The 23481-nt window shown below is 68.2% G+C and carries 23 protein-coding genes; 11 read left to right on the plus strand and 12 right to left on the minus strand.

Annotated elements, in window-relative coordinates; all coding sequences use genetic code 11:
• Positions 1-17: 17 nt before the first annotated feature.
• The gene (locus FBZ87_RS25015; protein WP_145613311.1) at positions 18-1286 is read left to right on the plus strand and encodes an MgtC/SapB family protein; all 1269 of its coding nucleotides are present in this window, start codon (positions 18-20) and stop codon (positions 1284-1286) included.
• Between the two features lie 42 nt (positions 1287-1328).
• Here FBZ87_RS25015 and FBZ87_RS25020 read toward each other — a convergent pair whose 3' ends face one another.
• The 6 genes from FBZ87_RS25020 to rocD all read right to left on the minus strand — a co-directional run bounded on the left by FBZ87_RS25020 (position 1329) and on the right by rocD (position 5880).
• Positions 1329-2360 carry an aldo/keto reductase gene (locus tag FBZ87_RS25020; RefSeq protein ID WP_145613312.1) on the minus strand — a complete coding sequence of 344 codons (1032 nt, stop codon included), beginning with the start codon at positions 2358-2360 and terminating at the stop codon, positions 1329-1331.
• A 140-nt stretch (positions 2361-2500) separates the two neighbouring features.
• Positions 2501-2791, minus strand: a complete 291-nt coding sequence (locus FBZ87_RS25025; RefSeq protein WP_145613313.1) for a type II toxin-antitoxin system RelE/ParE family toxin — start codon at positions 2789-2791, stop codon at positions 2501-2503.
• On the minus strand, positions 2788-3036 hold the full coding sequence (locus tag FBZ87_RS25030; protein WP_145613314.1) for a CopG family ribbon-helix-helix protein: 249 nt from the start codon (positions 3034-3036) through the stop codon (positions 2788-2790). The genes FBZ87_RS25025 and FBZ87_RS25030 overlap by 4 nt, the downstream gene beginning before the upstream one ends.
• A gap of 81 nt (positions 3037-3117) precedes the next feature.
• Complete coding sequence (locus FBZ87_RS25035) at positions 3118-3603, minus strand: Lrp/AsnC family transcriptional regulator (protein ID WP_145613315.1); 486 nt, start codon at positions 3601-3603, stop codon at positions 3118-3120.
• Between the two features lie 84 nt (positions 3604-3687).
• Positions 3688-4587 (minus strand): dimethylarginine dimethylaminohydrolase family protein, encoded by a 900-nt coding sequence (locus tag FBZ87_RS25040; protein ID WP_145613316.1) that lies wholly within the window; start codon positions 4585-4587, stop codon positions 3688-3690.
• A gap of 54 nt (positions 4588-4641) precedes the next feature.
• Positions 4642-5880, minus strand: a complete 1239-nt coding sequence (rocD, locus tag FBZ87_RS25045) for an ornithine--oxo-acid transaminase (protein WP_145613317.1) — start codon at positions 5878-5880, stop codon at positions 4642-4644.
• Between the two features lie 308 nt (positions 5881-6188).
• Here rocD and gpmI point away from each other — a divergent pair, with 308 nt between their 5' ends.
• The 4 genes from gpmI (at position 6189) to FBZ87_RS25065 (ending at position 12018) form a co-directional block, all read left to right on the plus strand.
• Positions 6189-7766, plus strand: a complete 1578-nt coding sequence (gpmI, locus tag FBZ87_RS25050) for a 2,3-bisphosphoglycerate-independent phosphoglycerate mutase (protein ID WP_145613318.1) — start codon at positions 6189-6191, stop codon at positions 7764-7766.
• Between the two features lie 29 nt (positions 7767-7795).
• Entirely contained in the window at positions 7796-9100 is a 1305-nt protein-coding gene (locus tag FBZ87_RS25055; RefSeq protein WP_145613319.1) for a murein hydrolase activator EnvC family protein, read from the plus strand.
• 1 nt (position 9101) lies between these two features.
• Positions 9102-10571, plus strand: coding sequence for a S41 family peptidase (locus tag FBZ87_RS25060; RefSeq protein WP_145613320.1), 1470 nt, complete (start codon positions 9102-9104; stop codon positions 10569-10571).
• A gap of 130 nt (positions 10572-10701) precedes the next feature.
• The gene (locus tag FBZ87_RS25065) at positions 10702-12018 is read left to right on the plus strand and encodes a divergent polysaccharide deacetylase family protein (RefSeq protein ID WP_145613321.1); all 1317 of its coding nucleotides are present in this window, start codon (positions 10702-10704) and stop codon (positions 12016-12018) included.
• On the opposite strand, the gene FBZ87_RS25070 is transcribed toward FBZ87_RS25065, so the two are convergent.
• Complete coding sequence (locus FBZ87_RS25070) at positions 11984-12322, minus strand: type II toxin-antitoxin system RelE/ParE family toxin (protein ID WP_145613322.1); 339 nt, start codon at positions 12320-12322, stop codon at positions 11984-11986. The two genes, FBZ87_RS25065 and FBZ87_RS25070, sit on opposite strands and share 35 nt — an antisense overlap.
• The gene (locus FBZ87_RS25075; protein ID WP_145613323.1) at positions 12319-12594 is read right to left on the minus strand and encodes a ribbon-helix-helix domain-containing protein; all 276 of its coding nucleotides are present in this window, start codon (positions 12592-12594) and stop codon (positions 12319-12321) included. The genes FBZ87_RS25070 and FBZ87_RS25075 overlap by 4 nt, the downstream gene beginning before the upstream one ends.
• A gap of 216 nt (positions 12595-12810) precedes the next feature.
• On the opposite strand from FBZ87_RS25075, the gene FBZ87_RS25080 reads away from it, so the two are divergent.
• Complete coding sequence (locus FBZ87_RS25080) at positions 12811-13392, plus strand: DJ-1/PfpI family protein (protein WP_145613324.1); 582 nt, start codon at positions 12811-12813, stop codon at positions 13390-13392.
• Positions 13393-13462: 70 nt separating this feature from the next.
• On the opposite strand, the gene FBZ87_RS25085 is transcribed toward FBZ87_RS25080, so the two are convergent.
• Positions 13463-14473, minus strand: a complete 1011-nt coding sequence (locus FBZ87_RS25085; protein WP_145613325.1) for an NADP-dependent oxidoreductase — start codon at positions 14471-14473, stop codon at positions 13463-13465.
• Between the two features lie 312 nt (positions 14474-14785).
• Positions 14786-15400 carry a polyhydroxyalkanoate synthesis repressor PhaR gene (phaR, locus tag FBZ87_RS25090; protein WP_145613326.1) on the minus strand — a complete coding sequence of 205 codons (615 nt, stop codon included), beginning with the start codon at positions 15398-15400 and terminating at the stop codon, positions 14786-14788.
• A 163-nt stretch (positions 15401-15563) separates the two neighbouring features.
• Between phaR and FBZ87_RS29905 the strand changes: the two genes are divergently transcribed.
• Positions 15564-16145 carry a hypothetical protein gene (locus FBZ87_RS29905; RefSeq protein ID WP_246134588.1) on the plus strand — a complete coding sequence of 194 codons (582 nt, stop codon included), beginning with the start codon at positions 15564-15566 and terminating at the stop codon, positions 16143-16145.
• The gene (locus FBZ87_RS25095) at positions 16039-17175 is read left to right on the plus strand and encodes an alpha/beta fold hydrolase (protein ID WP_246134589.1); all 1137 of its coding nucleotides are present in this window, start codon (positions 16039-16041) and stop codon (positions 17173-17175) included. The genes FBZ87_RS29905 and FBZ87_RS25095 overlap by 107 nt, the downstream gene beginning before the upstream one ends.
• Here FBZ87_RS25095 and FBZ87_RS25100 read toward each other — a convergent pair.
• Together FBZ87_RS25100 and FBZ87_RS25105 are read right to left on the minus strand one after the other, a co-directional pair.
• Positions 17160-17795 (minus strand): glutathione S-transferase family protein, encoded by a 636-nt coding sequence (locus FBZ87_RS25100; RefSeq protein ID WP_145613328.1) that lies wholly within the window; start codon positions 17793-17795, stop codon positions 17160-17162. The two genes, FBZ87_RS25095 and FBZ87_RS25100, sit on opposite strands and share 16 nt — an antisense overlap.
• A 48-nt stretch (positions 17796-17843) precedes the next feature.
• Positions 17844-18263, minus strand: coding sequence for an HIT domain-containing protein (locus FBZ87_RS25105; RefSeq protein WP_145613329.1), 420 nt, complete (start codon positions 18261-18263; stop codon positions 17844-17846).
• A gap of 405 nt (positions 18264-18668) precedes the next feature.
• Here FBZ87_RS25105 and FBZ87_RS25110 point away from each other — a divergent pair, with 405 nt between their 5' ends.
• The 3 genes from FBZ87_RS25110 to FBZ87_RS25120 all read left to right on the plus strand — a co-directional run bounded on the left by FBZ87_RS25110 (position 18669) and on the right by FBZ87_RS25120 (position 23415).
• The gene (locus FBZ87_RS25110; RefSeq protein WP_246134590.1) at positions 18669-21257 is read left to right on the plus strand and encodes a glycosyltransferase; all 2589 of its coding nucleotides are present in this window, start codon (positions 18669-18671) and stop codon (positions 21255-21257) included.
• A 195-nt stretch (positions 21258-21452) separates the two neighbouring features.
• Positions 21453-21959, plus strand: coding sequence for a nuclear transport factor 2 family protein (locus FBZ87_RS25115; RefSeq protein ID WP_145613331.1), 507 nt, complete (start codon positions 21453-21455; stop codon positions 21957-21959).
• A gap of 85 nt (positions 21960-22044) precedes the next feature.
• Positions 22045-23415 carry a glycoside hydrolase family 27 protein gene (locus tag FBZ87_RS25120; protein WP_246134591.1) on the plus strand — a complete coding sequence of 457 codons (1371 nt, stop codon included), beginning with the start codon at positions 22045-22047 and terminating at the stop codon, positions 23413-23415.
• Positions 23416-23481 lie beyond the last annotated feature (66 nt).

The following is a 23481-nucleotide window of genomic DNA, read 5'->3' on the forward strand; positions in this document are numbered from 1 at the left end:
TTTCCAGGACCGCCTTCATGGACGACCCCACCACCCTGCTCAGCCGCCTGGCGGTTTCCCTGGCGATCGGGCTGCTGGTGGGGCTGGAACGGGGATGGCACAGCCGTAGCGGCCAGGAATACCAACGGGCGGTGGGGCTGCGCACCTTCGCCTTGTCCGGCCTGCTGGGGGGCATCGCCGGCGCGCTGACCTTGGCGCAGCAACCCTACATCCTGGGCCTGGTGTTCCTGGGCTATGCCGCCGCGTTCACCGCCTTCCACTGGCTGGAAGCCAAGGCCGACACCGATCCCAACCCGGAGCGCGATCTCAGCATCACCTCAGTCGTGGCGGGATTGGTGACCTTCCTGCTGGGGGCGCTGGCCATCCTGGCCGACGTGCGCGTCGCCATCGCCGCCGGCGTGGCCGTGACCGGCCTGCTTGCCTTGCGCGACCCCTTGCACCGCTGGGTGGCGGCGCTAAGCGGGGACGAGGTTCGGGCCATCCTCACGCTGCTGGCCATGTCCTTCCTGCTGTTGCCTGTATTGCCCAACCGGCCGGTGGACCCGTGGGGTGCGCTGAACCCCCATTCCATCTGGCTGCTGGCGGTCATGGTCGCCGCCATCTCCTTCGGCGGCTATGTCGCGGTCCGTGGCCTGGGCGATCGGTTGGGGGTGTTGATGGCGGCGCTGGCCGGCGGCCTCGCCTCCTCCACCGCCACCACGCTGACGCTGGCGCGGCTGGGGCGGATGCATCCCACCTCATCACGGTTGCTGGGCGCCGGGGTGTTGCTGGCCGGGGCCGTGATGATGGCGCGGGTGGGCGTGCTGGCGATGGTCCTGAACCCCGACCTGCTGAGGCCGTTGGCGCCCCCCTTGGCCAGCGCCGGGCTCGTCCAGGTGGTCGGCGCCGCCGCCCTGATCGTGCGCAACCGGCACTACCATGTGCCCAAGCTGAACATCGCCAACCCGCTGGAGGTGGGCATGGCCCTGAAGATGGCCGCCTTCATCGCGGCGGTGGCGCTGGCTAGCCAGTTGTTGGCGCAGTCGATGGGCACCCCGGGGGTGCTGGTCATGGCCGCGCTGTCGGGCGTGGCCGACGTGGACGCCGTCACCCTATCCATGGCCCATCTGGGCGGGCATGGCCTGACCCTCCAGGTGGCCATGGAGGGCGTGCTGATCGTCACCGCCGTCAACACCGTGACCAAGGCGGTCATGGCGGCATGGGTCGGGGGTGCCCGCCTGGGCTTGGTGGTGGGTGGCGTCAGCGCCCTGGCGCTGGCCGCCGGTGCGCTGGCCATGGGCTGGTGAAGAAGGGGCGACCGCCAGAGCGCCCCTTCCCGGGACCGCGCCTCACCAGGTGGTAGGCTTGGGATTGCGGTGGTTGAAGTCCTTCTGGTGCCAGTAGGGATAGATGGGGTCCTTCTGGCTGGCCTGTTCCAGGCGCGCCACCTGGTCCGGCGTCAGCGACCAGCCGACAGCGCCCAGGTTCTGCTTCAACTGTTCCTCATTGCGGGCGCCGATGACCAGATTGGCCACGCCGGGCCGGGCCAACAGCCAGTTCAACGCCACCTGGGGAATGGTCTTGCCCGTCTCCGCCGCCACCGCGTCCAGGGCATCGACCACCGTGTAGAGGTATTCATCGTCCACCTTGGGCCCGCCGGCGGCGCCACCGCTGGCGATGCGGCCGGCCTGCGCCGGCTGGCCGCGCCGGATCTTGCCGGTCAGGCGGCCCCAGCCCAGGGGGCTCCACACCATCAGGCCCACGCCCTGGTCCAGGCCCAGGGGCATCAGTTCCCACTCGTATTCACGCCCCACCAGGGAGTAGTAGCCCTGGTAGGCGACATAGCGGGCCAGGCCGTACTTCTCCGACGTCGCCAGCGCCTTCATCAAATGCCAGCCGGAGAAGTTGGAGGCGCCGATGTAGCCGATCTTGCCGGCGGTTATCAGGTCGTCCAGGGCGCGCAGGGTCTCATCCACCGGGGTGATGGCGTCGAAGCCGTGCATGAAATAGAGGTCGATATGGTCGGTGCCCAGCCGCTTCAGGCTGGCCTCACACGCCCGGATCAGGTGATAGCGTGACGAGCCGACGTCGTTGGGGCCATCGCCCATGGTGAAGGTGGCCTTGGTGGAAATGAGCACCTTGTCCCGCCGACCTTTGACAGCTTGGCCCAGGATCTCCTCCGACGCGCCCCGGGAATAGACGTCGGCGGTATCGAAGAAATTGACGCCCGCCTCCAGGCACAAATCCACCAGCCGCGTGGCCTCGGCCACGTCGGTGCTGCCCCAGCGATTGAAGAACTCCCCCGCCCCACCGAAGGTGCCGGTGCCGAAGCTGAGGACGGGAACCTTCAGGCCCGACCGTCCAAGTTGCCGATATTCCATGGTGTTTTCCTCATGGGTCCATATGGCGCGCCGTAAACGGCCCCCTGCCTGGGACCGCCGGTGCCGGCAGTTGAGCGTATGAGGATGCGAAAGGGGAAGCGTTTTCGTAGGGGCGGGAGGTTCGCAACGACGCGGGACCGCTATCGATTCAACCGGGCCGGCCATTCACGAGCGGTATGACGAACCGCCAGAATATCCACGCAGGTTTCCGCTATTTGGTAAGCGATGATGAAATCCGTGCCTGAAATGACCAACTCGCGCGTACCGTTGATGCGGCCGGGGCGCCCTTTTTGAGGATGAGAACCCAACCCTTGCGCCTGCGCGCGGAGCGACTTGACCAGCTTGAGCGCGGCCGCTGAATTGAACTGGCTCAGGTAATCGTGGATATCCACCAAGTTTCGTGTCGCCGGCCTGGTCCACCGCACCTTCATCGATCAGCTGCCGCCTCGAATTTTTCAAACAAGGCATCCATCTCGGCATCCGTGACGAAGTCGCCAGCCGCCGCCGCCGCCAGTCCCGCTTGCACTTGGGTAGCCCACCGACGCTCTTCGGCGAGATAACGCTCGATGGCCTCGTTGACCACGAAATTGCGCGACCGGTTCTGCGCCTCGGCCAGCTTGTCCAGCTCCGCCAGGGTGGCGGGTTCGGTCCGGATGGAGAAGTTTTGGGTGGCCATGTCCACACCCTCAAGCCGTGACGATTACAGGTGATTACGTTGTAATCATGTGAACCTCAACGCCCCGCCGGTCAAGACCGCTCAAGCCTCCTCCTCGAACACCGGGTACGTCCCGAAATCCCGGATGGGGCGCAGCACCACGTTGCTGACGACGCGGGCGACGCCCATCTCGGCATCGTCGATCCAGCTGTCGGTCAGTTCCTGGTAGGTCTCCAGATCGCGGCAGACCAGCTTGGCGATATAGTCGTAGGGGCCGCTGACCTCGAAGCACTCGATGACCTCGGGCACCTCGCGCAGGCGGCGCTCGAAGGTGCTGGTGCGGGCACGGCCCTGTTTTTCCAGGGAGATTTGGGCCAGGACGAAGACGCAGGACTGGATGCGGCGCACGTCCACCTGGGCCTGGTAGCGCACGATGACGCCCTCGCGCTCCAGCCGGCGCACCCGTTCCAGGCAGGGGCGGGCGGACAGGCCCACCCGTTCCGACAGGGCCTGGTTGGTGACGCGGCCATCGGCCTGCAGTTCCGTCAGGATCTTGATGTCGATGGCGTCGAGCTTGCGCGGCTTCAAGGCGGGGTCCGGAAAGGCCAAAGCGAGGACGCCAGCTTAAGCGCCCTCGCCTCCACCCCCCAAGGCTTTACTTGCCCAAAGGCTTTACTTGGAGGTGCGATCCAACTTCAGGATCAGGCAGAAGGCCGACCCGCCGGACAGGCCGAAGTCGCTGACCGGGGTCTCATGCACGCGGTAGCCGCGCTCCGTCAGCATGCCGCGCAGGGCGGGGCTGGCGGTGGCCAGCACGATGTCGCGGCCCAGGTTCACGGCGTTTACCGCCAGGGTGCAGGCGTCGGGCTCCGGCGCCACGATCAGGTTTTCGGCGCCGAAGCGCTCCAGGATGCGAGCGTTGCCCTCGGCGGAGAAGGCGCCGGGGAAGTACAGCACCTCCCCCCCCGTCAGGGGGCAGAGGCAGGTGTCCATGTGATAGAAGCGCGGGTCGACCAGCTCCAGCGCCTCAACCTCCATGCCGAACAGGTCGCGCACCACGGGCGCGGCCGCCTTGTCGGAACGTTGGCCATAGCCCAGCCAGAAGGTCCGTCGCACGGGATCCCACACGCAGTCGCCCGCCCCCTCCAGCACCACGCCCTCCGGCATGTCGTGCACCTCGGTCAGCAGGCCCCGGTCCTTCAGCGCGTCGAAGGTGCGGCGGAACACCGGCGTCTCGCCCTGGCGCTGGGGATGGCGGAAGGTGGCGACCAGCGCCTTGCCGTCCAGCACCACGGCGGCGTTGGCGGTGAACACCATATCGGGCAGGCCGGCATGGGGCACCGCGAACTCCAGCTCCACACCCAGGCCGCGCAGGGTCGCCACCAGCCGCTCCCAGCCGCTGGATGAGCGGGCGCCCAGCAAGGCCCCCTCCTGCTGCCAGCGATCGGGCCGCATCCACGGATTGATGGCGTAGCTGACCTCGAAATGCTCCGGGGCGCACATCAGGATGCGGCCGCCGGGAAGGGCGTCGGCCACGGCGGAAGCGGCGGCGGTCAGGCGGGTATCGGGCATGGATTGGGATTCCCCGGGATGTTGTTGTCGGTTGATGTCAGGCCAAAATGGGCGTCAGGCCAGCGCCGCCAGGGTCTCGGCCAGGCGGTCCACCGCCCAGTCCAGATCCTCCGGCGCGATCATCAGCGGCGGCGCCAGGCGCACCACCGTGTCGTGGGTTTCCTTGGACAGGACGCCGCGGCGCATCCAGTCCTCCACCACCTGGCGGGCGGTGGCGCGGGCGGGGTCGATCTCCAGGCCCACCCACAGGCCGATGCCGCGGATGTCGCGGATGAGCGGGCTGTTCAGCCCGCGCAGGCGGTCCATCAGATGGGCGCCCAGCTCCGCGCTGCGCTGGACCAGGCCTTCCTCCTCGATCACCGCCAGGGCCTCCAGACCCACGGCGGCGGCCAGCGGGTTGCCGCCGAAGGTGGAGCCGTGGCTGCCGGGATCGAACACGTCGATGACGTCGCGGCGGGCGACGAAGGCGGAGACGGGCAGCACGCCGCCGCCCAGCGCCTTGCCCAGGCACAGGCCATCCGGCTTGATGCCTTCATGCTGGTGGGCGAACCAGCGGCCGGTACGGCCCAGGCCGGACTGGATCTCATCCAGGATCATCAGGATGCCGGCCCGGTCGCAGGCGTCGCGCACACCCTTGAGATAGCCGGCCGGCGGCAGGACGATGCCGGCCTCGCCCTGGATGGGCTCCAGCAGCACGGCCGCCGTGTTGGGCCCGATGGCCGCCGCCAGGGCGTCCAGGTCACCGAAGGGCACGACGCGGAAGCCGGGTGTGTAGGGGCCGAAGCCCTCACGATAGGCCTCTTCGGAGGAGAAGCTGATGATGGTGGTGGTGCGGCCGTGGAAATTGCCGCTGGCCACGATGATCTCCGCCTGGTTGGCGGAAATGCCGCGATGGCGGTAGCCCCAGCGGCGGGCGGCCTTCACCGCCGTCTCCACCGCCTCCGCCCCGCTGTTCATGGGGCAGGCGCCATCCAGGCCGGTCAGGGCGCACAGGCGCTCCAGGAAGGGACCCAGCCTGTCGGTGTGGAAGGCGCGGGAGACGACCGCCACCTTGGACGCCTGCTCGGTCAGGGCCTTCAAGATGCGGGGGTGGCTGTGGCCGACGTTGACGGCGGAATAGGCGCTCATCATGTCCAGGTAGCGGCGGCCGGCGTCGTCGTGCACCCAAGCGCCCTGGGCACGGGTGATGACCACGGGCAGCGGCTTGTAGGTGTGGGCGCACCACCGGTCCTCCAGGGCGATGGCCCCCGGGGACGAGGCATTGGCGATGTCGCCGTTCAGCCGCTGGTCCATGATGTCCTCCACCTTATCCCGGTCTCGTTGCTTGGATGGTGGCATGGGCGGGGCAGCCGAAACGGTCGAAGTTCGCGAGTGGCGCGACAGAACCGGGCAGCGGGTGGTGCGCCCGGCACACCGTTTCTGTCCTGCCGCCTTTGCGCCGGAGGCATGGGAAAGGGGCGGGACGAGCGAACCGCTGGCGCCTATAACGGTTTATCAGGTCGGAAATTCGGATGCGCCGCTTGCCATCGCGCGCGGAAATCCCGATTTTCCCAATAGGTTCGCACCTCCTACCCCCCACCAGGATCAGGGAACAGACAGCCATGGCCGCCACCGACAAGACCAGCAAAGCCCCCCGCCCCGTGGTGCTGTGCATCATGGACGGTTGGGGCTATCGGGAAGAGGTGGCGGACAATGCCGTCGCCCAGGGCAACACCCCCAACTACGACCGCCTGTGGAAGGAGTGCCCACACGGCCTGCTGTCTGCCAGCGAGGAGGATGTGGGCCTGCCCGCCGGCCAGATGGGCAATTCCGAGGTGGGGCACATGAACCTGGGCGCCGGCCGCGTGGTGTTCCAGGATCTGCCCATGATCGACCGCGCCATCGCCCAGGGCGAGTTCGAAACCAACGGGGCGCTGACCGCCTTCAAGGCCGCCCTGAAGAAGTCCGGCGGCACCGCGCACATCCTGGGCCTGGCCTCCCCCGGCGGGGTGCACAGCCACCAGGACCATATGGTCGCCCTGGCCCGCACCCTGGCCCAGGCCGGCATCCCCGTCGCCCTGCACGCCTTCACCGACGGCCGCGATGTGCCGCCGCAGAGCGCCCTGGAGCAATTGGCCGCCATCGAGGCCGGGCTGAAGGATGCCCCCGGCGCCAAAATCGCCACGGTGGACGGCCGCTACTACGCCATGGACCGCGACAAGCGCTGGGACCGGGTGGAAAAGGCCTACCGCGCCCTGGTGTCGGCCGTGGGCGAGAGGGCCGACAGCGCCGAGGCGGCGGTCAAGCAGAGCTATGACGCCGACAAGCATGACGAATTCATCCTGCCCACCGTCATCGGCGACTATGCCGGCATGAAGGACGGCGACGGCGTGCTGATGGCCAATTTCCGCGCCGACCGCGCCCGCGAAATCCTGTCCGCCCTGGTGGAGCCGGAGTTCAGCGGATTCGATCGCGGCACGCCGGTGAAATTCGCCGCCCAGCTGGGCATGGTGGAATACTCCTCCACCCTGGCGAAATACCTGCCAGCCATCTTCCCGCCCAAGGAGATCCGCCATACCCTAGGCGAGATCGTGTCGCAGAAGGGCCTGAAGCAGCTGCGCATTGCCGAGACGGAGAAGTACCCGCACGTCACCTTCTTCTTCAACGGCGGCGAGGAAAAGGTCTACAAGGGGGAGGAGCGCATCCTGATCCCCTCGCCCAAGGTGGCCACCTACGACCTGCAGCCGGAAATGTCGGCCGATGAGCTGACGGACAAGCTGGTGGCGGCGGTGGACAGCGGCGCCTTCGACCTGGTGGTGGTCAACTACGCCAACCCGGACATGGTCGGCCATTCCGGCATCCTGGCCGCCGCCGTCAAGGCGGTGGAGGCGGTGGATCGCAGCATCGGCCGGCTGGAGGCCGCGGTGAAGCGCCAGGGCGGCGCCCTGCTGATCACCGCCGACCACGGCAATTGCGAGCTGATGAAGGACCCGGAGACGGGCGGCCCGCACACCGCCCATACCCTGGACCTGGTGCCCGCCATCCTGGTGAACGCCCCGGCGGACGTGGTGCGGCTGGAGCGGGGCAAGCTGGCCGACGTGGCCCCCACCCTGCTAGAGCTGATGGGCCTGCCCCAGCCGGAGGAGATGACGGGCCATTCCCTGCTGGTCCGCGACGCGGCGCGCGCGGCGGCCGAGTAAGCCCACACCCGAGTGAGCGCAGCCCCGGCGTGATCCCGCACAAGGCCCCGTTCCGACTGTTCCCCCTGGCGCTGGCCCTGCTGGCACCGGGATCGGTGTGGGCTGAGCACGCCCCGCCGGTGGTGCTGACGCCCGTCGCGCAGACGACGGCCTCGCAAGGCGTCCCCCGCGACGCCCAGCGCCAGCTGGACAAGGTGGAAAAGGACCTGAAGGCCGACCAGGCCCGCAAGGCCGAGTTGGACGCCAAGAACGACGCCCTGGAACGCGAGTTGGCCGACCTGCGCGCCAAGTCCGTGGCCGTGGCGGAGGACCAGCGCCGCCAGGACGACGCCCTGCGCGCGGTGGAGCAGTCGCTGGCCGGACTGGCGGCCAACGAGCAGGAGCAGGTGGCCCGCATCGACGCCGACCGCGCCGCCCTGGCCGAGCTGCTGGGCGCCCTGCAGCGCCTGTCCCGCCTGCCGCCGGAGGCCATGGTGGCCCGGCCGGAGGCACCGGGCGAGATGGTGAAGAGCGCCCTGCTGCTGCGCGAGGCCATTCCCCAGCTGAAGAAACGGGCCGACGCCCTGGCCGTGCAGTTGCGCGACCTGGCCGCCCTGCGCCAGAAGCTGGCGGACAAGCGCGCCCAGGCCCTGGCGGCGAAGAAGGACCTGGAAAAGCGCGAGGGGGAGTTGCGCGACCTGGTGTCGCGCCGCGAGGCCCTGTCGCAGGCCAACGACGCCGAGCTGCAGGACGTGGCCGGCCACATGGCGGTGTTGACTGCCCAGGCCGGCGACCTGCGCGACCTGGTGGAAAAGCTGGAGGCGGAGCGCAAGGCCGCCGCCGAACGCGCCCGCCAGGCGGAGGCGCAGAAGCGCCAGCTGGCCGAGGAGGCGCGGCAGAAAAAGGCGCAGGAGCGGCTGGCCGCCATGGGCCGCACGCCCAAGGACGTGCCGGGCGGTACGGCGCTGGGTGGCATGACCCTGCCGGTGGCGGGCCCCGTGGCCCAGCGCTATGGCGAGCAGGACGCCGTGGGTACCACCAGCCGCGGTGTCCGCATCAGCGCCCGCGCCGGGTCGCCGGTGGTGGCGCCGTATGAGGGGTCGGTGGTCTTCGCCGGACCCTTCAAGGGATATGGCCTTATCTTGATCGTCGAGCACCCCAATGGCTATCATAGCCTGATCGCGGGATTGGGTCGGATCGATACGCGGGTGGGACAACGTGTGTTGACCGGCGAGCCCATGGGCGCCATGGCCAGCGACGGAACCCCCACATTGTATTTCGAGTTGCGGCGGGGTGGTCAGCCGATCAATCCCCTGCGCGGCTTCGCGGGCACCGAGGGTAAAGGACAAGGGTGAGATGAAGAAACTGCTGACCTCCGTGGCCGTCGTGGCCCTGGTCTATCTGGCAAGCCCCCTGTCCCGGCCGCTGGACGCCAAGCCGCCGATCAAGGCGGAAACCTATAAGCAGCTGGAACTGTTCACCGAAGCGTTCGAGCGGGTGAAGTCCGACTATGTCGAGGAGGTGCCGGACGACCAGCTGGTCGAGGCCGCCATCAACGGCATGCTGGCCTCTCTCGACCCGCACTCGAACTTCATGAACAAGAAGAATTGGGAGGACATGCAGGTCCAGACCAAGGGCGAGTTCGGCGGCTTGGGCCTGGAGGTCACGGAAGAAAACGGCGTGGTCAAGGTGATCTCGCCCATCGACGACACCCCCGCCTCCCGCGCCGGCGTGCAGCCTGGCGACTACATCACCCACCTGAACGACGAAGCCATCGTGGGCCTGGGCCTGAACGAGGCGGTGGAGAAGATGCGCGGCGCCCCGGGCACCGACATCAAGGTGACCATCCACCGCAACAATGTGCCCCAGCCGCTGAACTTCACCCTGACCCGCGCGGTCATCAAGGTGCAGTCGGTGCGGTGGCGGGTGGAAGGCAATGTCGGCTACATCCGCCTGTCCGGCTTCACCGAGCAGACCCAGGTGGGCCTGGACAAGGCCCTGGCCGGCATCCAGAAGGAGCTGGGCGACAAGGTCGTGGGCTATGTGCTGGATCTGCGCAACAACCCCGGCGGCCTGCTGGACCAGGCCATCTCGGTCAGCGACACCTTCCTGGAGCGGGGCGAGATCGTCTCCACCCGCGGCCGCCGCCCGGACCAGGGCGAGCGCTACAACGCCAAGCCGGGCGACGCCATCCACGGCCTGCCCTTGGTGGTGCTGATCAACGGCGGCTCCGCCTCCGCCTCGGAAATCGTGGCCGGCGCGCTGCAGGACCACAAGCGCGCGATCCTCATGGGCACGCAGAGCTTCGGCAAGGGCTCGGTCCAGACCCTCATGCCCATGCCGGGCGGCAACGCCATGAAGCTGACCACGGCGCGCTACTACACGCCCTCCGGCCGGTCCATCCAGCAGCTGGGCATCACCCCGGACATCGAGGTCCAGCAGGCCAAGGTGGAAGAGGTGGGCGCGCCCGCCGGTGTCATCCGCCGGCGCGAGGCCGACCTACCGCACGCCCTGCGCAACACCGATCCGGGTGCCAAGCAGCCGGCCAAGCCGGACGACGCCAAGGACAAGACTTCGGAAAAGGCCCCGGACGCGAAGGCGCCCGACGGCAAGACCCCCGACAACAAGGGGGTTGGCGCCGACAAGGCCAAGGTCGATTCCAAGACCCAGGATCCGAAGGCGGGCACCAAGGGCCAGGACGCGCCTGGCACGCCGGTGCCGCCGGCCGCCACCGGCGACGCCACACCCCAGGATTACCAGCTGACCCGCGCCCTGGACCTGCTGCGTGGCCTGTCGCTGTTGCAGCAGTCCAAGGCCACGAACTGACGACGCCCTCGAGCGGATCGCGGAAAAGCGGAAGCGCTTTGCGGCGTGAATCCGCTCCTTGAACAAGCATTTAGGGCCGAGTGTGTTTCTGATTGAACGCACCCGGCACTAGCCAACCGACGGGGACCCCTTGGCCGCCCTACCCACCCGCCTGAAGGCCTTGGTCTCGCGCCCGAGCACGCCGCGCAAGACCAAGCCCGCCAAGGCGGCAAAGACAACAAAACGCAAGAAGGGCGGCGATGACGACGCCTTCGAGGCGCTGCTGGCTGGCGCGGACGAGGACGCGTCCGCCGATGTGCTGGCGGCGCGCCTGGGCGTGCCCAAGCGCGCCGGTCGTGTCGGGGCGGCCGCCACTGGACCAGCCGGGGACGACCCTGAAAAGCCCCGCCGCCGGCTGAACCTGTTCGCCGTGGCCGTGGCCCTGACGGTATTGGCCGTGGCGGGCACGGTCGCCTGGCTGGCCGCCACGGCGGAGGAGACGGCCGCCGCGCGGCGCAAAGCCACCATGCTGGCCGACATCCCCGTCACCCTGCCCCAGGGCGGCGCGCGGCCGGTGGAGGCCCCGCACCCGGCCGCCCCGGCGGAGGGCACCGCCAAGCCCGCGGCCCCGCACGACCCCGACCCCATGGACGTGGCCGTCAAGCTGGCGCCCAGCCGCAACGACGACCTGTTGGAAAAGACCCGCGCCGGCTATCTGCCGCGTATGCCTGCCAAGGGCCCCGCCCCCTGGCAGGCCTACAGCCGCCCCTTCCCCCAGGATGACAAGCGCCCGCGCATCGCCCTGGTGATGGCCGACCTGGGCTGGTCGCCCAGCGCCCTGGAGAAGGTGCTGGCCCGCATGCCGGCCGCCGTCACCCTGGCCTTCGCCGCCGGCGCCCCCAACCTGCAGAAGGCGGTGGACCAGGCGCGCGGCGACGGGCACGAGGTGCTGTTGCAGGTGCCGATGGAGCCGCAGGGCTTCCCTCAGAACGATCCCGGCCCCGGCACCTTGCTGACCAGCCTGCCGGACGAGAAGAACGTGGACCGGCTGGAAACGGCCATGGCCAGCGCCACCGGCTATGTCGGCCTGACCAATCTGACCGGCACCAAGTTCCTGGCCAGCCACGACAGCCTGCAGACCGTGCTGCGCCAGGTGCAGCGGCGCGGCCTGATCTATGTCGACAGCTGGCCCACCACCGCCAGCCAGGCCACCCGCATCGCCACCCAGCTGGGCCTGCCCCGGGCCGTGTCGGACGTGCAGGTGGACCGTGCGCCGTCCGACGCCGGCGTCGCCGCCCAATTGGCGGAACTGGAACGGCTGGCCAAGCTTAACGGCGTCGCCGTGGGTTATGCCCAGCCCTATCCCGTGACGCTCGAAGGCATCGCCCGCTGGGCCGTGGGCCTGCGCGATCGGGGCATCGTGCTGGCACCGGTCACGGCGGTGGTGAACCGCCAGGCGGATCGGTAAGCAGGGCGGGCAAATCCCGGCGGCCATCAATGACACGGACGATATCCACACGTTCGACAGGCCCGTCGTTCGTGTCGGGATAAGTCTCGAAAAGAATCAGATAAGCCCCTTCAACAAGCACGCGCGCGCTCGGGCGGATATCAGGGCGGCGCACCCCCATGCGAGGAAATGTCGCCAGCCGGCCGATGCGGACGCCAATGGCACGGAGAACCCGGGTTGCCGCCGCAGTATTATCGATCGCGATCGATAACCAAATCTCTTCCAGGTCGCGTGCAACGGCAGGCGATTGGTAGATAGGAATCATTCGGCGTGGGTCTTGCCCAAGCGTGCCTGAGCGGCGGCAATCGATCGCTCAATATCAAAGGGTTCCGCAGCGCCGCTGGCCTTGCCTTCATCCCAAAGCTGACGCAAACGTCGAACGTCCTGCTGCCGAAGTTCACGTTTGAATTGCCAATCGCGAACCGCTTCCCGGATGATTTCGCTGGTTGTCGCGTATTCGCCAGCTTCGACGGCCATCCGCAGGGCGGCGACTTGTTCCACCGTGAGGGCGACGCTGACTTTCTGGACCTCGGCCATCGTATATCTCCTTCCCACAGGCGCAGATTATCGTACTTGGTAGCAAGACTGTCTACCAAGGCTAAAGGATTCGCCGCCATTCTCAGGGCACCTTCTAAGCGCCTTGACCTTCCGGCTAAAGATCATCCCACGCCTACCCCCTTATGGCCCATAGGCCTGCGAGACCGTGCACGGCATCCTGGGGAGACATCCCCCCGCCCACCAGGAGGAACCCGCATGCCCCCCAAACGCATCCTGATGATCGTCGGCGATTTCGCCGAGGACTATGAGACCATGGTGCCCTTCCAGGCCCTGTCCATGGTGGGCTACCAGGTGGACGCGGTGGCGCCGGGCAAGCGGCCGGGCGACAAGATCGCCACCGCCATCCATGATTTCGAGGGCCACCAGACTTATACCGAGAAGCGCGGCCACGACTTCACGCTGAACGCCGATTTCGAGAGCGTGAAGGCCGACGATTACGTGGCCTTGGTTATCCCCGGTGGCCGCGCGCCGGAGTTCCTGCGCCTGGACAGCCGCGTGCTGGCTCTGGTGAAGGCCTTCGCCGCCCAGGACAAGGCCATCGCCGCCGTCTGCCACGGCCCCCAGATCCTGGCCGCTGCCGGCGTGCTGTCCGGCCGCAAGGTCTCCGCCTACCCTGCCTGCCGGCCGGAGGTGACCCTGGCCGGCGGCGAGTACGCCGACATCCCGGTGGATGGCGCCGTCACCGACGGCAAGCTGGTGACCGCCCCCGCCTGGCCCGCCCACGCCGCCTGGCTGGCCCAATTGCTGAAGGTGCTGGGCGCCGAAATCAGGGTGTAAGAAAAACGAAGCCCCCGCGCCGGGGTCACCGAGGCGGGGGCTTGACCTTCAGGAGTGTGCTGGAACCGGCTTACAGCTTGACCAGCGCCTTGCCCAGGTTCTTGCCCTGCAGCAGGCCCAGGAAGGCCGGCACGGCGTTTTCCAGGCCCTCGGTCACATCCTCGCGATAGCGCAGCTGGCCACTCTTCACCAGGGCGCCGACCTCTTCCAGGAAGGCGTCGTTGCGGTGCCAGTGGTCGGAAACGATGAAGCCCTGCACATGCAGCCGGCGGGTCAGGATGGCCGACAGCAGGGCCGGCGTCCGGTCCGGGCCGGCCGGCAGGGCGGTGTCGTTCAGGTTGCCGATACGGCCGCACAGCGGCACGCGGGCGAAGGTGTTCAGCAGATCGAACACCGCGTCCGTCACCCGGCCGCCGACATTGTCGAAATAGACGTCGACGCCGTTGGGGCAGGCGGCGGCCAGCGCTTCCTTGAAATTCTCCGCCTTGTAGTCGACGCAGGCGTCGAAGCCCAGCTCCTCCACCACGAAGGCGCACTTCTCCGGCCCGCCGGCGATGCCGACGACGCGGGCCCCCTTCAGCTTGGCCAGCTGGCCGACAACGGAGCCGACGGCACCGGCGGCGGCGGACACCACCACCGTCTCGCCCGCCTTGGGCTGGCCGATGTCGTAGAGGCCGACATAGGCGGTCAGGCCCGGCATGCCCAGCACGCCCAGGGCCGTCGTCACCGGCAGGCCATCGGTGTCCAGCTTATGCACCGACTTCGGTCCTGCGACGGCGTACTCTTGCCAGCCGGAATTGGACAGCACCAGATCACCCGCCTGGAAGCCAGGGACGTTGCTTTCCACCACCTCGCCGATGGTGCCGCCCACCATCAGGCCACCCACCTCGATGGGCGGGGTGTAGGACTTGGCGGCGCTCATGCGGGCGCGCATGTAGGGGTCGAGGGAGAGCCACCGCGTCTTCAGCAGCATCTGGCCGGGGCCCGCCACGGGGATGGACGCTTGCTCCATCCCGAAGTTCTGTTCCGTCGGGAGCCCTTCGGGGCGCGAGGCCAGAACAATCCTGCGGTTCAGCGGCATGTCTTTCCTCTTTTTCCTTCAGAAGGGGCGTCACCCTCTGCCGGGTGGTCCCCGTTTATTCGCTTGGAACCGGGCCTGTCGTCCGGGGCGCAAACCTTAGCCCAGGGTCCGGCACCCCGTGAAATGCCGTTGGCGCAACCCCCAGCCCCACCACCGGGGCCGGGCGGCGCACCACCTGTGGCTGTCTTTCCTCGGGCGAATGCTGAAGCCGGCTTTATCGCAGGCGCACAAAAAATCCCGGCCGCGACGGGGCGGACCGGGACTTCCTTTGGCAAGCGCCTGGGCTTTGAGTCGCCGCAAGCCGGATCAGGATCAGTCCGGCTTGCGGGTCAGGCTGGTGAGGGAAACCAGCTGCTGCTGCAACTCGTCCAGCCGCTTCTGCAGTTCATCGAACTGCCCGCCGCCGCTGGCAGACTTGGCCTTGGGCGCCTCGGCCGCTTCCGGCTTGCCGCCTTCAGCCCCGGCCAGGGGAGAGAACATGCGCATGGCCCGTTCGAACATGGCCATGTTCTGCTTGCCCACTTCCTCGAAAGAGCCGAAGGGGAACATGCCGCCCAGCGTGCCCTGGAAGTAATCCCGCATCTTTTCATGATTACGGGTGAAGGACTGCATGCTGTATTCCAGGTACTTCGGCACCATCCACTGCATGTTGTCGCCATAGAGGCTGATCAACTGCCGCAGGAAGCCGATGGGCAGCAGGTTCTGCCCGCCCTTGGATTCCTCTTCCACGATGATCTGGGTCAGCACCGAGCGCGTGATGTCGTCACCCGTCTTGGCGTCGTAGACGACGAAGTCGGTGCCGTCCTTCACCATCTGGCACAGATGGTCCAGGGTCACGTAGGAGCTGGTGGCCGTATTGTAGAGGCGCCGGTTGGCGTACTTCTTGATGGTGATCGGCGCGGGCTTGGGATCTTCTTTGTCGACCATAGGCGGCGTTTCCCGGCGATGTTTATCACCCGCACAACGGGTGCACTGCACATAGCTAATCCATGCAGTGCGGAACGTGCAAGCATCCTGCCAAGAACCAATGCGCGTATGTCGTTCCGCCACCGCTTTGCCAGGCGGCGGCGGGGGGTGTAGATTGAAGCCCATGCCCCGCGAAACCGACGCCCCACCACCGCCGTCCGGCGCCCCGGAAGACGAGGCCGCCCCCACCCCCGGCGAGCCGCCGAGCGTGGAGTCGCTGGCCCGCCGCTACCTGGACTTGTGGCAGGACCAGTGGGCCGCCGTGGCCGCCGACCCCGACATGACCGGCGCCTTCGCCCGCCTGGTGCGCGCGTTGGGCCAAGCCACCGCCTGGCCGACGGGAGGGGGCCAAACCGGCTGGCCGGGCGGCAATCCCTTCGCCGCCAGCGGCACGAATCCTGGGGCCGGCGCCTGGATGGGCGTGCCCTTCTTCACCCCCGCCGCCTTCCCCTGGGGGCCCCATGCCAGCACACCAAGCACCACCGACCGGACCGGCCACGACAGCCCCGCCGAAGCCCCGCCAGGGCCCTCGGCCGTTGGCGACGCATCTGACGGCGGCGATGGCCGTCTTGCTGAACTCGCAGGCCGGATTGCCGCTCTTGAACGGCAGCTCGCCGATCTGGCGCAAGGAGCTGGAACCGAGGTGCCGCCAACTGCGCGCCGATCTCGCCGGCGCCGACCCGGAAGCGGTGAAAGCGGCGGTTGAGCGTGAGACCCGGCGCCGACTCGACACACTGCTGGCCGGGCTGGAACGCTACCGCCGCAATCCCTACCAGCGCGACGTCACCGACCCGCCGCCGGTGTGGACGGAGGGCAACAGCCGCCTGCTGGATTACAGCCTGCCCGGTGCCAAGGGCCCCGTGCTGCTGTTCGTGCCTTCGCTGGTCAACCGCGGCTATGTGCTGGACCTGTCGGCGCGCAAGAGCCTGGTGCGCTGGCTGGCCGCCCAGAACTTCCGCCCCCTGCTGCTGGACTGGGGCACGGTGGGGGCGGTGGAGCGGGGGTTCGATCTCACCGACTATGTCGCCGGCCGCCTGGCCCGCGCGGTGGATGCCACGCGCGACCTGATGGGCCAGGCACCGGCCCTGGTGGGCTATTGCATGGGCGGCACGCTGGCCGCCGCCGCCGCCGTACTGCGGCCCGAAGCGATCTCATCCCTGGTGCTGCTGGCCGCCCCCTGGGACTTCCACGCCGACGACCCCGCCGCCGCCCTGCGCACGGCCGCCGTCCTGCCCCTGGTGGAGCCGGCGCTGACCTGGCTGGGCGAACTGCCGGTGGACATGATCCAGTTCCTGTTCGCCGGGCTGGATCCGCTGCTGGCCCTGCGCAAGTTCAGCCGCTACGCCACCCTGGACCCGGACAGCCAGGACGCTCAGGACTTCGTCGCGCTGGAGGATTGGCTGAACGATGGCGTGCCGCTGGCGGCGGCCGTGGCCCGGGAATGCCTGGGCGGCTGGTACGGCCGCAATGACCCGGCGGAGGGCACCTGGCGGGTGGGCGGCCAGGCCATCGACGCCCGCGCCATCCGCCTGCCCACCCTGGCCATCATCCCAGCCCGCGACCGCATCGTGCCACCGGGCGCCGCCCGCGCCCTGATCGACGCCATCCCCGGCGGCGACCGGCTGGAGCCCCACCTGGGCCATATCGGCATGGTGGTCAGCGCCGGCGCACCGGACCAAGTGTGGGCGCCCCTGGCCGATTGGCTAAGGGCGCGCCTCGATCACCCTCGGTCATAGCGGTAGGGCCCGCCCTTCTTCACGGCCGCGCGATAGGCCGGGCGCGTCTGGATGCGGGTCACGAAGGCGGCCAGGTGGGCGAAGTGTTGGCCGGTGCCGGGCATCATCATGGCCGCCTCGATGGGGAAGCTCATCTGGATGTCGGCGGCGGTGAACTGGTCGCCCATGAACCAGGGCCCTTGGGCCAGTTCAGCGTTCATGTAGCCCAGGTGGTTGGCGGTTTCGCTGGCGATGCGGGGCTGCAGGGGCGCGGCCGCCTCGCCCAGGCGGCTGGTGTAGAGATGCAGCAGCAGGGGCAGCATGGCCGACCCCTCGGCGAAGTGCATCCAGTGCAGGTAGCGCGCCTGGGCGGCCCGGTCGCCCGGCGCCGGGGCCAGGCGGCCCTCGCCATAGGTGCGCACCAGGTACTCGATGATGGCGCCCGATTCCGCCAGCACCAGGCCGTCATCCTCGATCACCGGCGACTTGCCCAGCGGATGGACGGCCTTAAGCGCCGGCGGCGCCAGCTGGGTGGCGGGATCGCGCTCATAGCGGACCACCTGGTAGGGCAGCTCCAGCTCCTCCAGCGCCCACAGCACACGCTGGGAGCGGGAGTTGTTCAGGTGATGGACGATGATCATGGAAGCGCCCTCCGGCTTTCTGGTTATGGAATACCCTTTACGGCCCGCTTACAGGCCCAGATCAACCGCCAGCCGCCGGGCCAGCGCCTCGGCCTCGCCGGCGGCATAGGCCCGCTCATGGCCCGAACCCCAGATGGGGCCCGGCCAGGCGGCGTCCCCGCGCGTGCGGGCCACCACGTGGACGTGCAGCTGCGGCACCATGTTGCCGATGGCGGCCACGTTCAGCTTGTCGGGCGCGAACGCCGCCTCCATGACCTGCGAGGCCTGGGTGATCTCAGCCATCAGCTGGATCTGGTCGGCCGTGGCCAGCCTATGGATCTCGACGGCGCCGACACGGCGCGGCACCAGGATCAGCCAGGGCCAGCAGGCGTTGCGGGACAGCAGCGCGCGGCAGAGGGCCAGGTCGCCCAGCGCCACGGTGTCGGCGGCCAGGCGGGGGTGCAGCGTGAAGTCGTCGGCGCTTGTCATTTCAGGGAAATCCGTTCCTGGACCGGTGGCTAGGGCCCGGCGTCGCGATGCGGACGACGGTGTCCGCAATACCGCTGGACGCCGCCGCCGGGATGGCTATGTACTACTGCCCGACGCCGCCCGTCCAAAGGGTTTGGCTGTGGGGTGGATGACTGGGCCTGACCTGGTAGCCTGGCTTGCTGACCTGGCTTGAGGGCCGGAGGGCGGCCCTTCGTCCACAAAATTGCCCCATAGTCATGCCAATGGAAGGGATGGTTCGCACGCGGCCGGTGCCCTGGGGCAGGGAACCGTCCCGTTTGTTCATATGTTTCGGGTCCGCCGTTCTGCTATTCCGTCGCCGTCATCCCGTTCATCGTTCTCCCGTTCCTGGGGCAGGGGTCGTTCACAATGCGTAAGATTTTGAGGATGCAGAAATCCGCCTGGGCGGTCCTGCTTCTTCTGGTGCTGGGCAACATCGGCGCGTGGGCGATCGTCAATCGCCCGGCCGTGGAGCGCCCCTGGGCCGGCACCATCGCCGGCGTGGCCTTCGTGCCCTTCCAGGCCAACCAGACCCCGCAGAACGGCGACAGTCCCACCGCCGACGACATCAAGCGCGACCTGGACGTGGTGGCGCCGCATGTGCAGTCCATCCGCACCTATCAGGTGGGCAACGGCATCGACCAGGTGGCGCCCATCGCCCTGGAGCGCTACCCCAACCTGACCATCACCCAGGGCGCCTGGCTGTCCAAGGACATGGCCGCCAACGAGGCGGAACTGGCGGGCCTGGTGCGCGTCGCGCGCGCCAACGCCAACGTGAAGCGGGTCATGGTCGGCAACGAGGTGCTGTTCCGCGACGACTTCAGCGTCGCCCAACTGATCGACTACATCCAGCGCGTGAAGCGCCAGGTCAACGTGCCGGTGTCCACGGCCGAGCCGTCCTACGTCTGGCTGGACCATCCGGAACTGGCCGACGCCTGCGACTTCATCACCATCCACCTGCTGCCCTACTGGAACAAGGTGTCGGTGGACCGCGCGGTGGAGGACGCCATGGCGGCCTACCGCCAGGTGCAGGAACGCTTCCCCAACAAACACATCCTGATCGGCGAGACCGGCTGGCCGTCCGACGGCGCCTATCGCGGGGCGGCCGAGGCCGGCCTGGTGAACGAGGCCAAGTACATCCGCAGCTTCCTGAACATCGCCGGACAGCAGCGCCTGGATTTCTACATCATGGAGGCCTTCGACCAGCCCTGGAAACGGACGCTGGGCGGCACGGCGGAGACGGCCTGGGGCATCTGGGACGCCCACCGCCACCAGAAGTTCCCCATGGTGGGCGGCATCCTGGAGGTGCCGTCGTGGCGGGTGTTGTGCGCCATCGCCACCGCCCTGGCCTTCCTGCCCATGTTCTTCTTCGTGCTGGCCCGCGACGACCTGAAATGGCGCGGCCAGCTGTTCTACGGCTTCCTGATCCAGACGGTGGCCTCGGTCCTGGTATGGACGGGCACCCAGGCCCTGACCGTGGGCATGGGCACCCTGTCCTTCACCGCCTTCATGGTGCTGATCCTCGCCCAGCTGATCCTGTTCGCCGTCATGCTGATCGACGGCCTGGAATTGACGGAGGTGGTGTGGACCCAGCGATGGAAACGGCGCTACACGCCCGTGCGGGAGCCGCTGGGCGACTACACGCCCAAGGTTTCCATCCACGTGCCCTGCTATAATGAGCCGGCGCACATGGTGATCGAGACCCTCGACGCCCTGGCGGCCATGGACTACCCCAACTTCGAAGTCCTGGTGATCGACAACAACACCAAGGACGAGGCGGTGTGGCGCCCGCTGGAGGAATACTGCGCCAAGCTGGGGCCGCGCTTCCGCTTCTTCCATCTGCCGCGCTGGCCGGGCTTCAAGGGCGGCGCCCTGAACTTCGGCCTGTCCGTCACCGCCCCGGACGTGGAGGTGGTGGGCGTCATCGACAGCGACTACCAGGTCACGCCCGACTGGCTATCGGCCACCATTCCCTATTTCAAGCGGCCGGAGGTGGGCTTCGTCCAGTCGCCGCAGGACTACCGCGACTGGTCCGACGACGCCTTCAAGTCGATGATCAACTGGGAATACCAGGGCTTTTTCCACATCGGCATGATCCAGCGGAATGAGCGCAACGCCATCATCCAGCACGGCACCATGACCCTGGTGCGCAAAAGCGCCCTGGACGGCGTGGGCCGCTGGGCCGAATGGTGCATCTGCGAGGATTCGGAACTGGGCCTGCGCCTGTTCGAGGAGAAGCTGGAAGCGGTCTACATGCCCGACAGCTTCGGCCAGGGCCTGGTCCCCGATAGTTTCGCCGGCTACAAGACCCAACGCTTCCGTTGGGCCTACGGCGCCGTGCAGATCCTGAAGCGCCACTGGCGCGAGATGATGCCGGGCGGCACCAAGCTGACCGCCGGCCAGAAGTATCACTTCATCACCGGCTGGCTGCCCTGGTTCGCCGACGCCGCCCACATGGGCTTCGTCATCGGCGGCATCATCTGGTCGCTGGGCCTGCTGCTGCTGCCGCAGTGGATCGAGTTCCCACCCACCGTCTTCATCCTGCCCACCCTCAGCGTCTTCTTCTTCAAGGTGCTGTGCGGCCTGTGGCTGTATGGGGAGCGGGTGAAGTGCCGCTTCATCGACAAGCTGGGCGCCGCCATCGCCGGCATGGCGCTGACCCACACCGTGGGCCGCGCCGTCTGGGTGGGCCTGTTCACCAGCGGCCGCCCCTTCGTGCGCACGCCCAAGTGCGAGGATCAGCCCGCCCTGATCCAGGGCTTCCTGCACGCGCGGGAAGAGGTGGGGCTGATGCTGGGCCTGTGGCTGGCCGCCGCCGCCATCGCCCTGCTGAAGGGCAGCGACAACCGCGATGCCTACGTCTGGGCCACCATGCTGGTCGTCCAGTCCTTCCCCTACATCGCGGCCCTGTTCCTCAGCACCCTGAACGCGCTGCCCAAGGGCGGCGGGGCCGAAGCCACCGCCCCGGCGGAATGAGGCGGTCGCCAAGCACTGGTATCCAAGCGCTGGTACAAGGCCGGGGCGGCGGGGCAACCCGCCGCCCCCTTCCTTTTCGGGCACAATTCCGTGACCAAGGACCCCGAGTCGGGGACACGCGGCGCGCGCCCACGCTAAGCTGACGGTGGATCGGCGCTGAGAGAGCCGGCCGGAATGCCGTCAACAGGGGACGCAATGGTGAAGACCCACGCGCTTTCATGCCAGGCACCGGAAACCGAAACGGCGGAGGGTGACACCCATCAACATGAACACGGCGACACGGATGTCCAGGATGTGCTGGCCGCCAATCGCCGCTTCTACCAGGCCTTCGCGGACCGCGACGTGGCCGGCATGGAGGCCCTGTGGGCGCAGGACCGCGACGTGCGCTGCGTCCATCCCGGCTGGCCGGCGTTGTCGGGCCGCGAGCCCGTGATGCGCAGCTGGCGCGAGTTGCTGGGCAACCCCCGGTCGCCGGGCGTGCGTCACCAGAGCGAACAGGCCACGGTGTGCGGCGACATCGGCTGGGTGGTGTGCGAGGAGTTCGTGGCCAACACGGCGCTGGTGGTCACCAACCTGTTCGCTCGTTCCGGCGGCGGCTGGCAGATGATCCATCACCAGGCCACGCCCATCTCCTCCATCGCCGCGTTCGAGGACGCCAGCGGCTATGAGGATCTGAACGGCCGGCCGCCAACGCTGCATTAGTACGACTAATCCGATCTCCGTCCTTGCGGCCGCCCCGCTTTTCCGTACTGTTATCGCTAACAATATGGAAGAGGGAGAGGACCCCATGCGGCGTTGGCTGCGCATCGCGAGCTTGTTACCGTCCTTACTGGCCGCCGGCACGGCGTTGGCCGCGCCGGCCAAGTCGCCCGCCCCCACGCCCCCAATGGGGTGGAACAGCTGGGACGCCTACGGCTTCACCATCGACGAGGCCGACTTCAAGGCCAACGCGGGCGTCCTGGCGACGCTGAAACCCTATGGCTGGACCTACGCCGTGGTGGATGAAGGCTGGTACATGGCCGACCCCTTCGGCAAGTCGCTGGCGGAGCGGCAATACCTGCTGGACGGCAACGGCCTGCTGGTTCCCGTACCCGCCCGCTTCCCCTCCGCCGCCGGTGGTCAGGGTTTCAAGCCGCTGGCCGATTGGCTGCATGCCCAGGGCCTGAAGTTCGGTCTGCACATCGTGCGCGGCATCCCCAAGCAGGCCGTGGAGCGGAACACGCCGGTGGCGGGATCGTCCTTCCACGCCGCCGACGCGGCGGACACCGCCGACACCTGCCCCTGGGACGATGGCAACTACGGGGTGCGCGACACCCCTGCCGGCCAAGCCTATTATGATTCGATGATGGCTCAGTACGCCCGGTGGGGGCTGGATTTCCTGAAGGTCGACTGCATCGCCGACCATCCCTACAAGGTCAGTGAAATCCGGCAGATCAGCAGCGCCATCGCCAAGACGGGCCGGCCCATCGTGCTGAGTCTTTCCCCCGGTCCCACCAACCTGTCCCACGCGGATGAAATCAGCCGTTATGGCCAGATGTGGCGGATCACCAACGACGTCTGGGACGGCTGGACCTTCCCGCATGACAAGCCCACGGACGGCTTCCCCTATGGCCTGCGCGACCTGTTCGACGTCCTGCCGGGCTGGGCGCCCCATGCCAAGCATGGCCGCTGGCCCGACGCCGACATGCTGCCCATAGGCGTGCTGGAACCCAATCCCGGCTGGGGCGACCCGCGCACGTCGCGACTGACGGCCGATGAGCAGCGCACCCAGGTGACCCTGTGGGCCATCGCCCGGTCGCCGCTGATCCTGGGCGCCAACCTCACCAAGCTGGACGAGGCCACGCGCGCCCTGATCACCAATCGCGCCGTCATTCAGGTGGACCAGACGGCCACGGAAAGCCACCCGGTGACGGACCTGCCCGCCGGCTTCGAGAACGCGCGCGTCTGGCTAGCCACGGGCGCCAAGGGCCAACGCTACCTGGCCCTGTTCAACCTGGACGACAAGCCGTCGACGCTGTCGGCGTCCTGGGGAAAGCTGGGCCTGGCCGGCGGCAACCTCACCGCCCACGACCTGTGGACGGACAAGGCCCTGCCGGCGGCGGACAGCCTGAGCGTCACGCTACCTGCGCACGGCAGCGCGCTTTATGAAGTGAAGTAACGCCAGCGGCACGAGGTAGCGACTCGTGCCGCTGTAGCCCGCGACTGCGGGTGCCTGAGGAAGCAT

This window comes from Nitrospirillum amazonense, assembly GCF_007828035.1.
GTDB classification, from domain to species: domain Bacteria; phylum Pseudomonadota; class Alphaproteobacteria; order Azospirillales; family Azospirillaceae; genus Nitrospirillum; species Nitrospirillum amazonense.

Excerpts from the sequence above, each read along its gene's own strand:
- FBZ87_RS25110 (WP_246134590.1), top strand. The coding sequence starts at position 18,669 with ATGCAGAAATCCGCCTGGGCGGTCCTGCTTCTTCTGGTGCTGGGCAAC.
- FBZ87_RS29905 (WP_246134588.1), top strand. The coding sequence starts at position 15,564 with ATGCCCCGCGAAACCGACGCCCCACCACCGCCGTCCGGCGCCCCGGAA.
- FBZ87_RS25070 (WP_145613322.1), bottom strand. The coding sequence starts at position 12,322 with ATGATTCCTATCTACCAATCGCCTGCCGTTGCACGCGACCTGGAAGAG.
- FBZ87_RS25030 (WP_145613314.1), bottom strand. The coding sequence starts at position 3,036 with ATGGCCACCCAAAACTTCTCCATCCGGACCGAACCCGCCACCCTGGCG.
- FBZ87_RS25105 (WP_145613329.1), bottom strand. The coding sequence starts at position 18,263 with ATGACAAGCGCCGACGACTTCACGCTGCACCCCCGCCTGGCCGCCGAC.
- FBZ87_RS25040 (WP_145613316.1), bottom strand. The coding sequence starts at position 4,587 with ATGCCCGATACCCGCCTGACCGCCGCCGCTTCCGCCGTGGCCGACGCC.
- gpmI (WP_145613318.1), top strand. The coding sequence starts at position 6,189 with ATGGCCGCCACCGACAAGACCAGCAAAGCCCCCCGCCCCGTGGTGCTG.
- FBZ87_RS25075 (WP_145613323.1), bottom strand. The coding sequence starts at position 12,594 with ATGGCCGAGGTCCAGAAAGTCAGCGTCGCCCTCACGGTGGAACAAGTC.
- FBZ87_RS25120 (WP_246134591.1), top strand. The coding sequence starts at position 22,045 with ATGCGGCGTTGGCTGCGCATCGCGAGCTTGTTACCGTCCTTACTGGCC.
- rocD (WP_145613317.1), bottom strand. The coding sequence starts at position 5,880 with ATGGACCAGCGGCTGAACGGCGACATCGCCAATGCCTCGTCCCCGGGG.
- FBZ87_RS25100 (WP_145613328.1), bottom strand. The coding sequence starts at position 17,795 with ATGATCATCGTCCATCACCTGAACAACTCCCGCTCCCAGCGTGTGCTG.
- FBZ87_RS25115 (WP_145613331.1), top strand. The coding sequence starts at position 21,453 with ATGGTGAAGACCCACGCGCTTTCATGCCAGGCACCGGAAACCGAAACG.
- FBZ87_RS25020 (WP_145613312.1), bottom strand. The coding sequence starts at position 2,360 with ATGGAATATCGGCAACTTGGACGGTCGGGCCTGAAGGTTCCCGTCCTC.
- FBZ87_RS25080 (WP_145613324.1), top strand. The coding sequence starts at position 12,811 with ATGCCCCCCAAACGCATCCTGATGATCGTCGGCGATTTCGCCGAGGAC.
- FBZ87_RS25085 (WP_145613325.1), bottom strand. The coding sequence starts at position 14,473 with ATGCCGCTGAACCGCAGGATTGTTCTGGCCTCGCGCCCCGAAGGGCTC.
- phaR (WP_145613326.1), bottom strand. The coding sequence starts at position 15,400 with ATGGTCGACAAAGAAGATCCCAAGCCCGCGCCGATCACCATCAAGAAG.
- FBZ87_RS25060 (WP_145613320.1), top strand. The coding sequence starts at position 9,102 with ATGAAGAAACTGCTGACCTCCGTGGCCGTCGTGGCCCTGGTCTATCTG.
- FBZ87_RS25025 (WP_145613313.1), bottom strand. The coding sequence starts at position 2,791 with ATGAAGGTGCGGTGGACCAGGCCGGCGACACGAAACTTGGTGGATATC.
- FBZ87_RS25015 (WP_145613311.1), top strand. The coding sequence starts at position 18 with ATGGACGACCCCACCACCCTGCTCAGCCGCCTGGCGGTTTCCCTGGCG.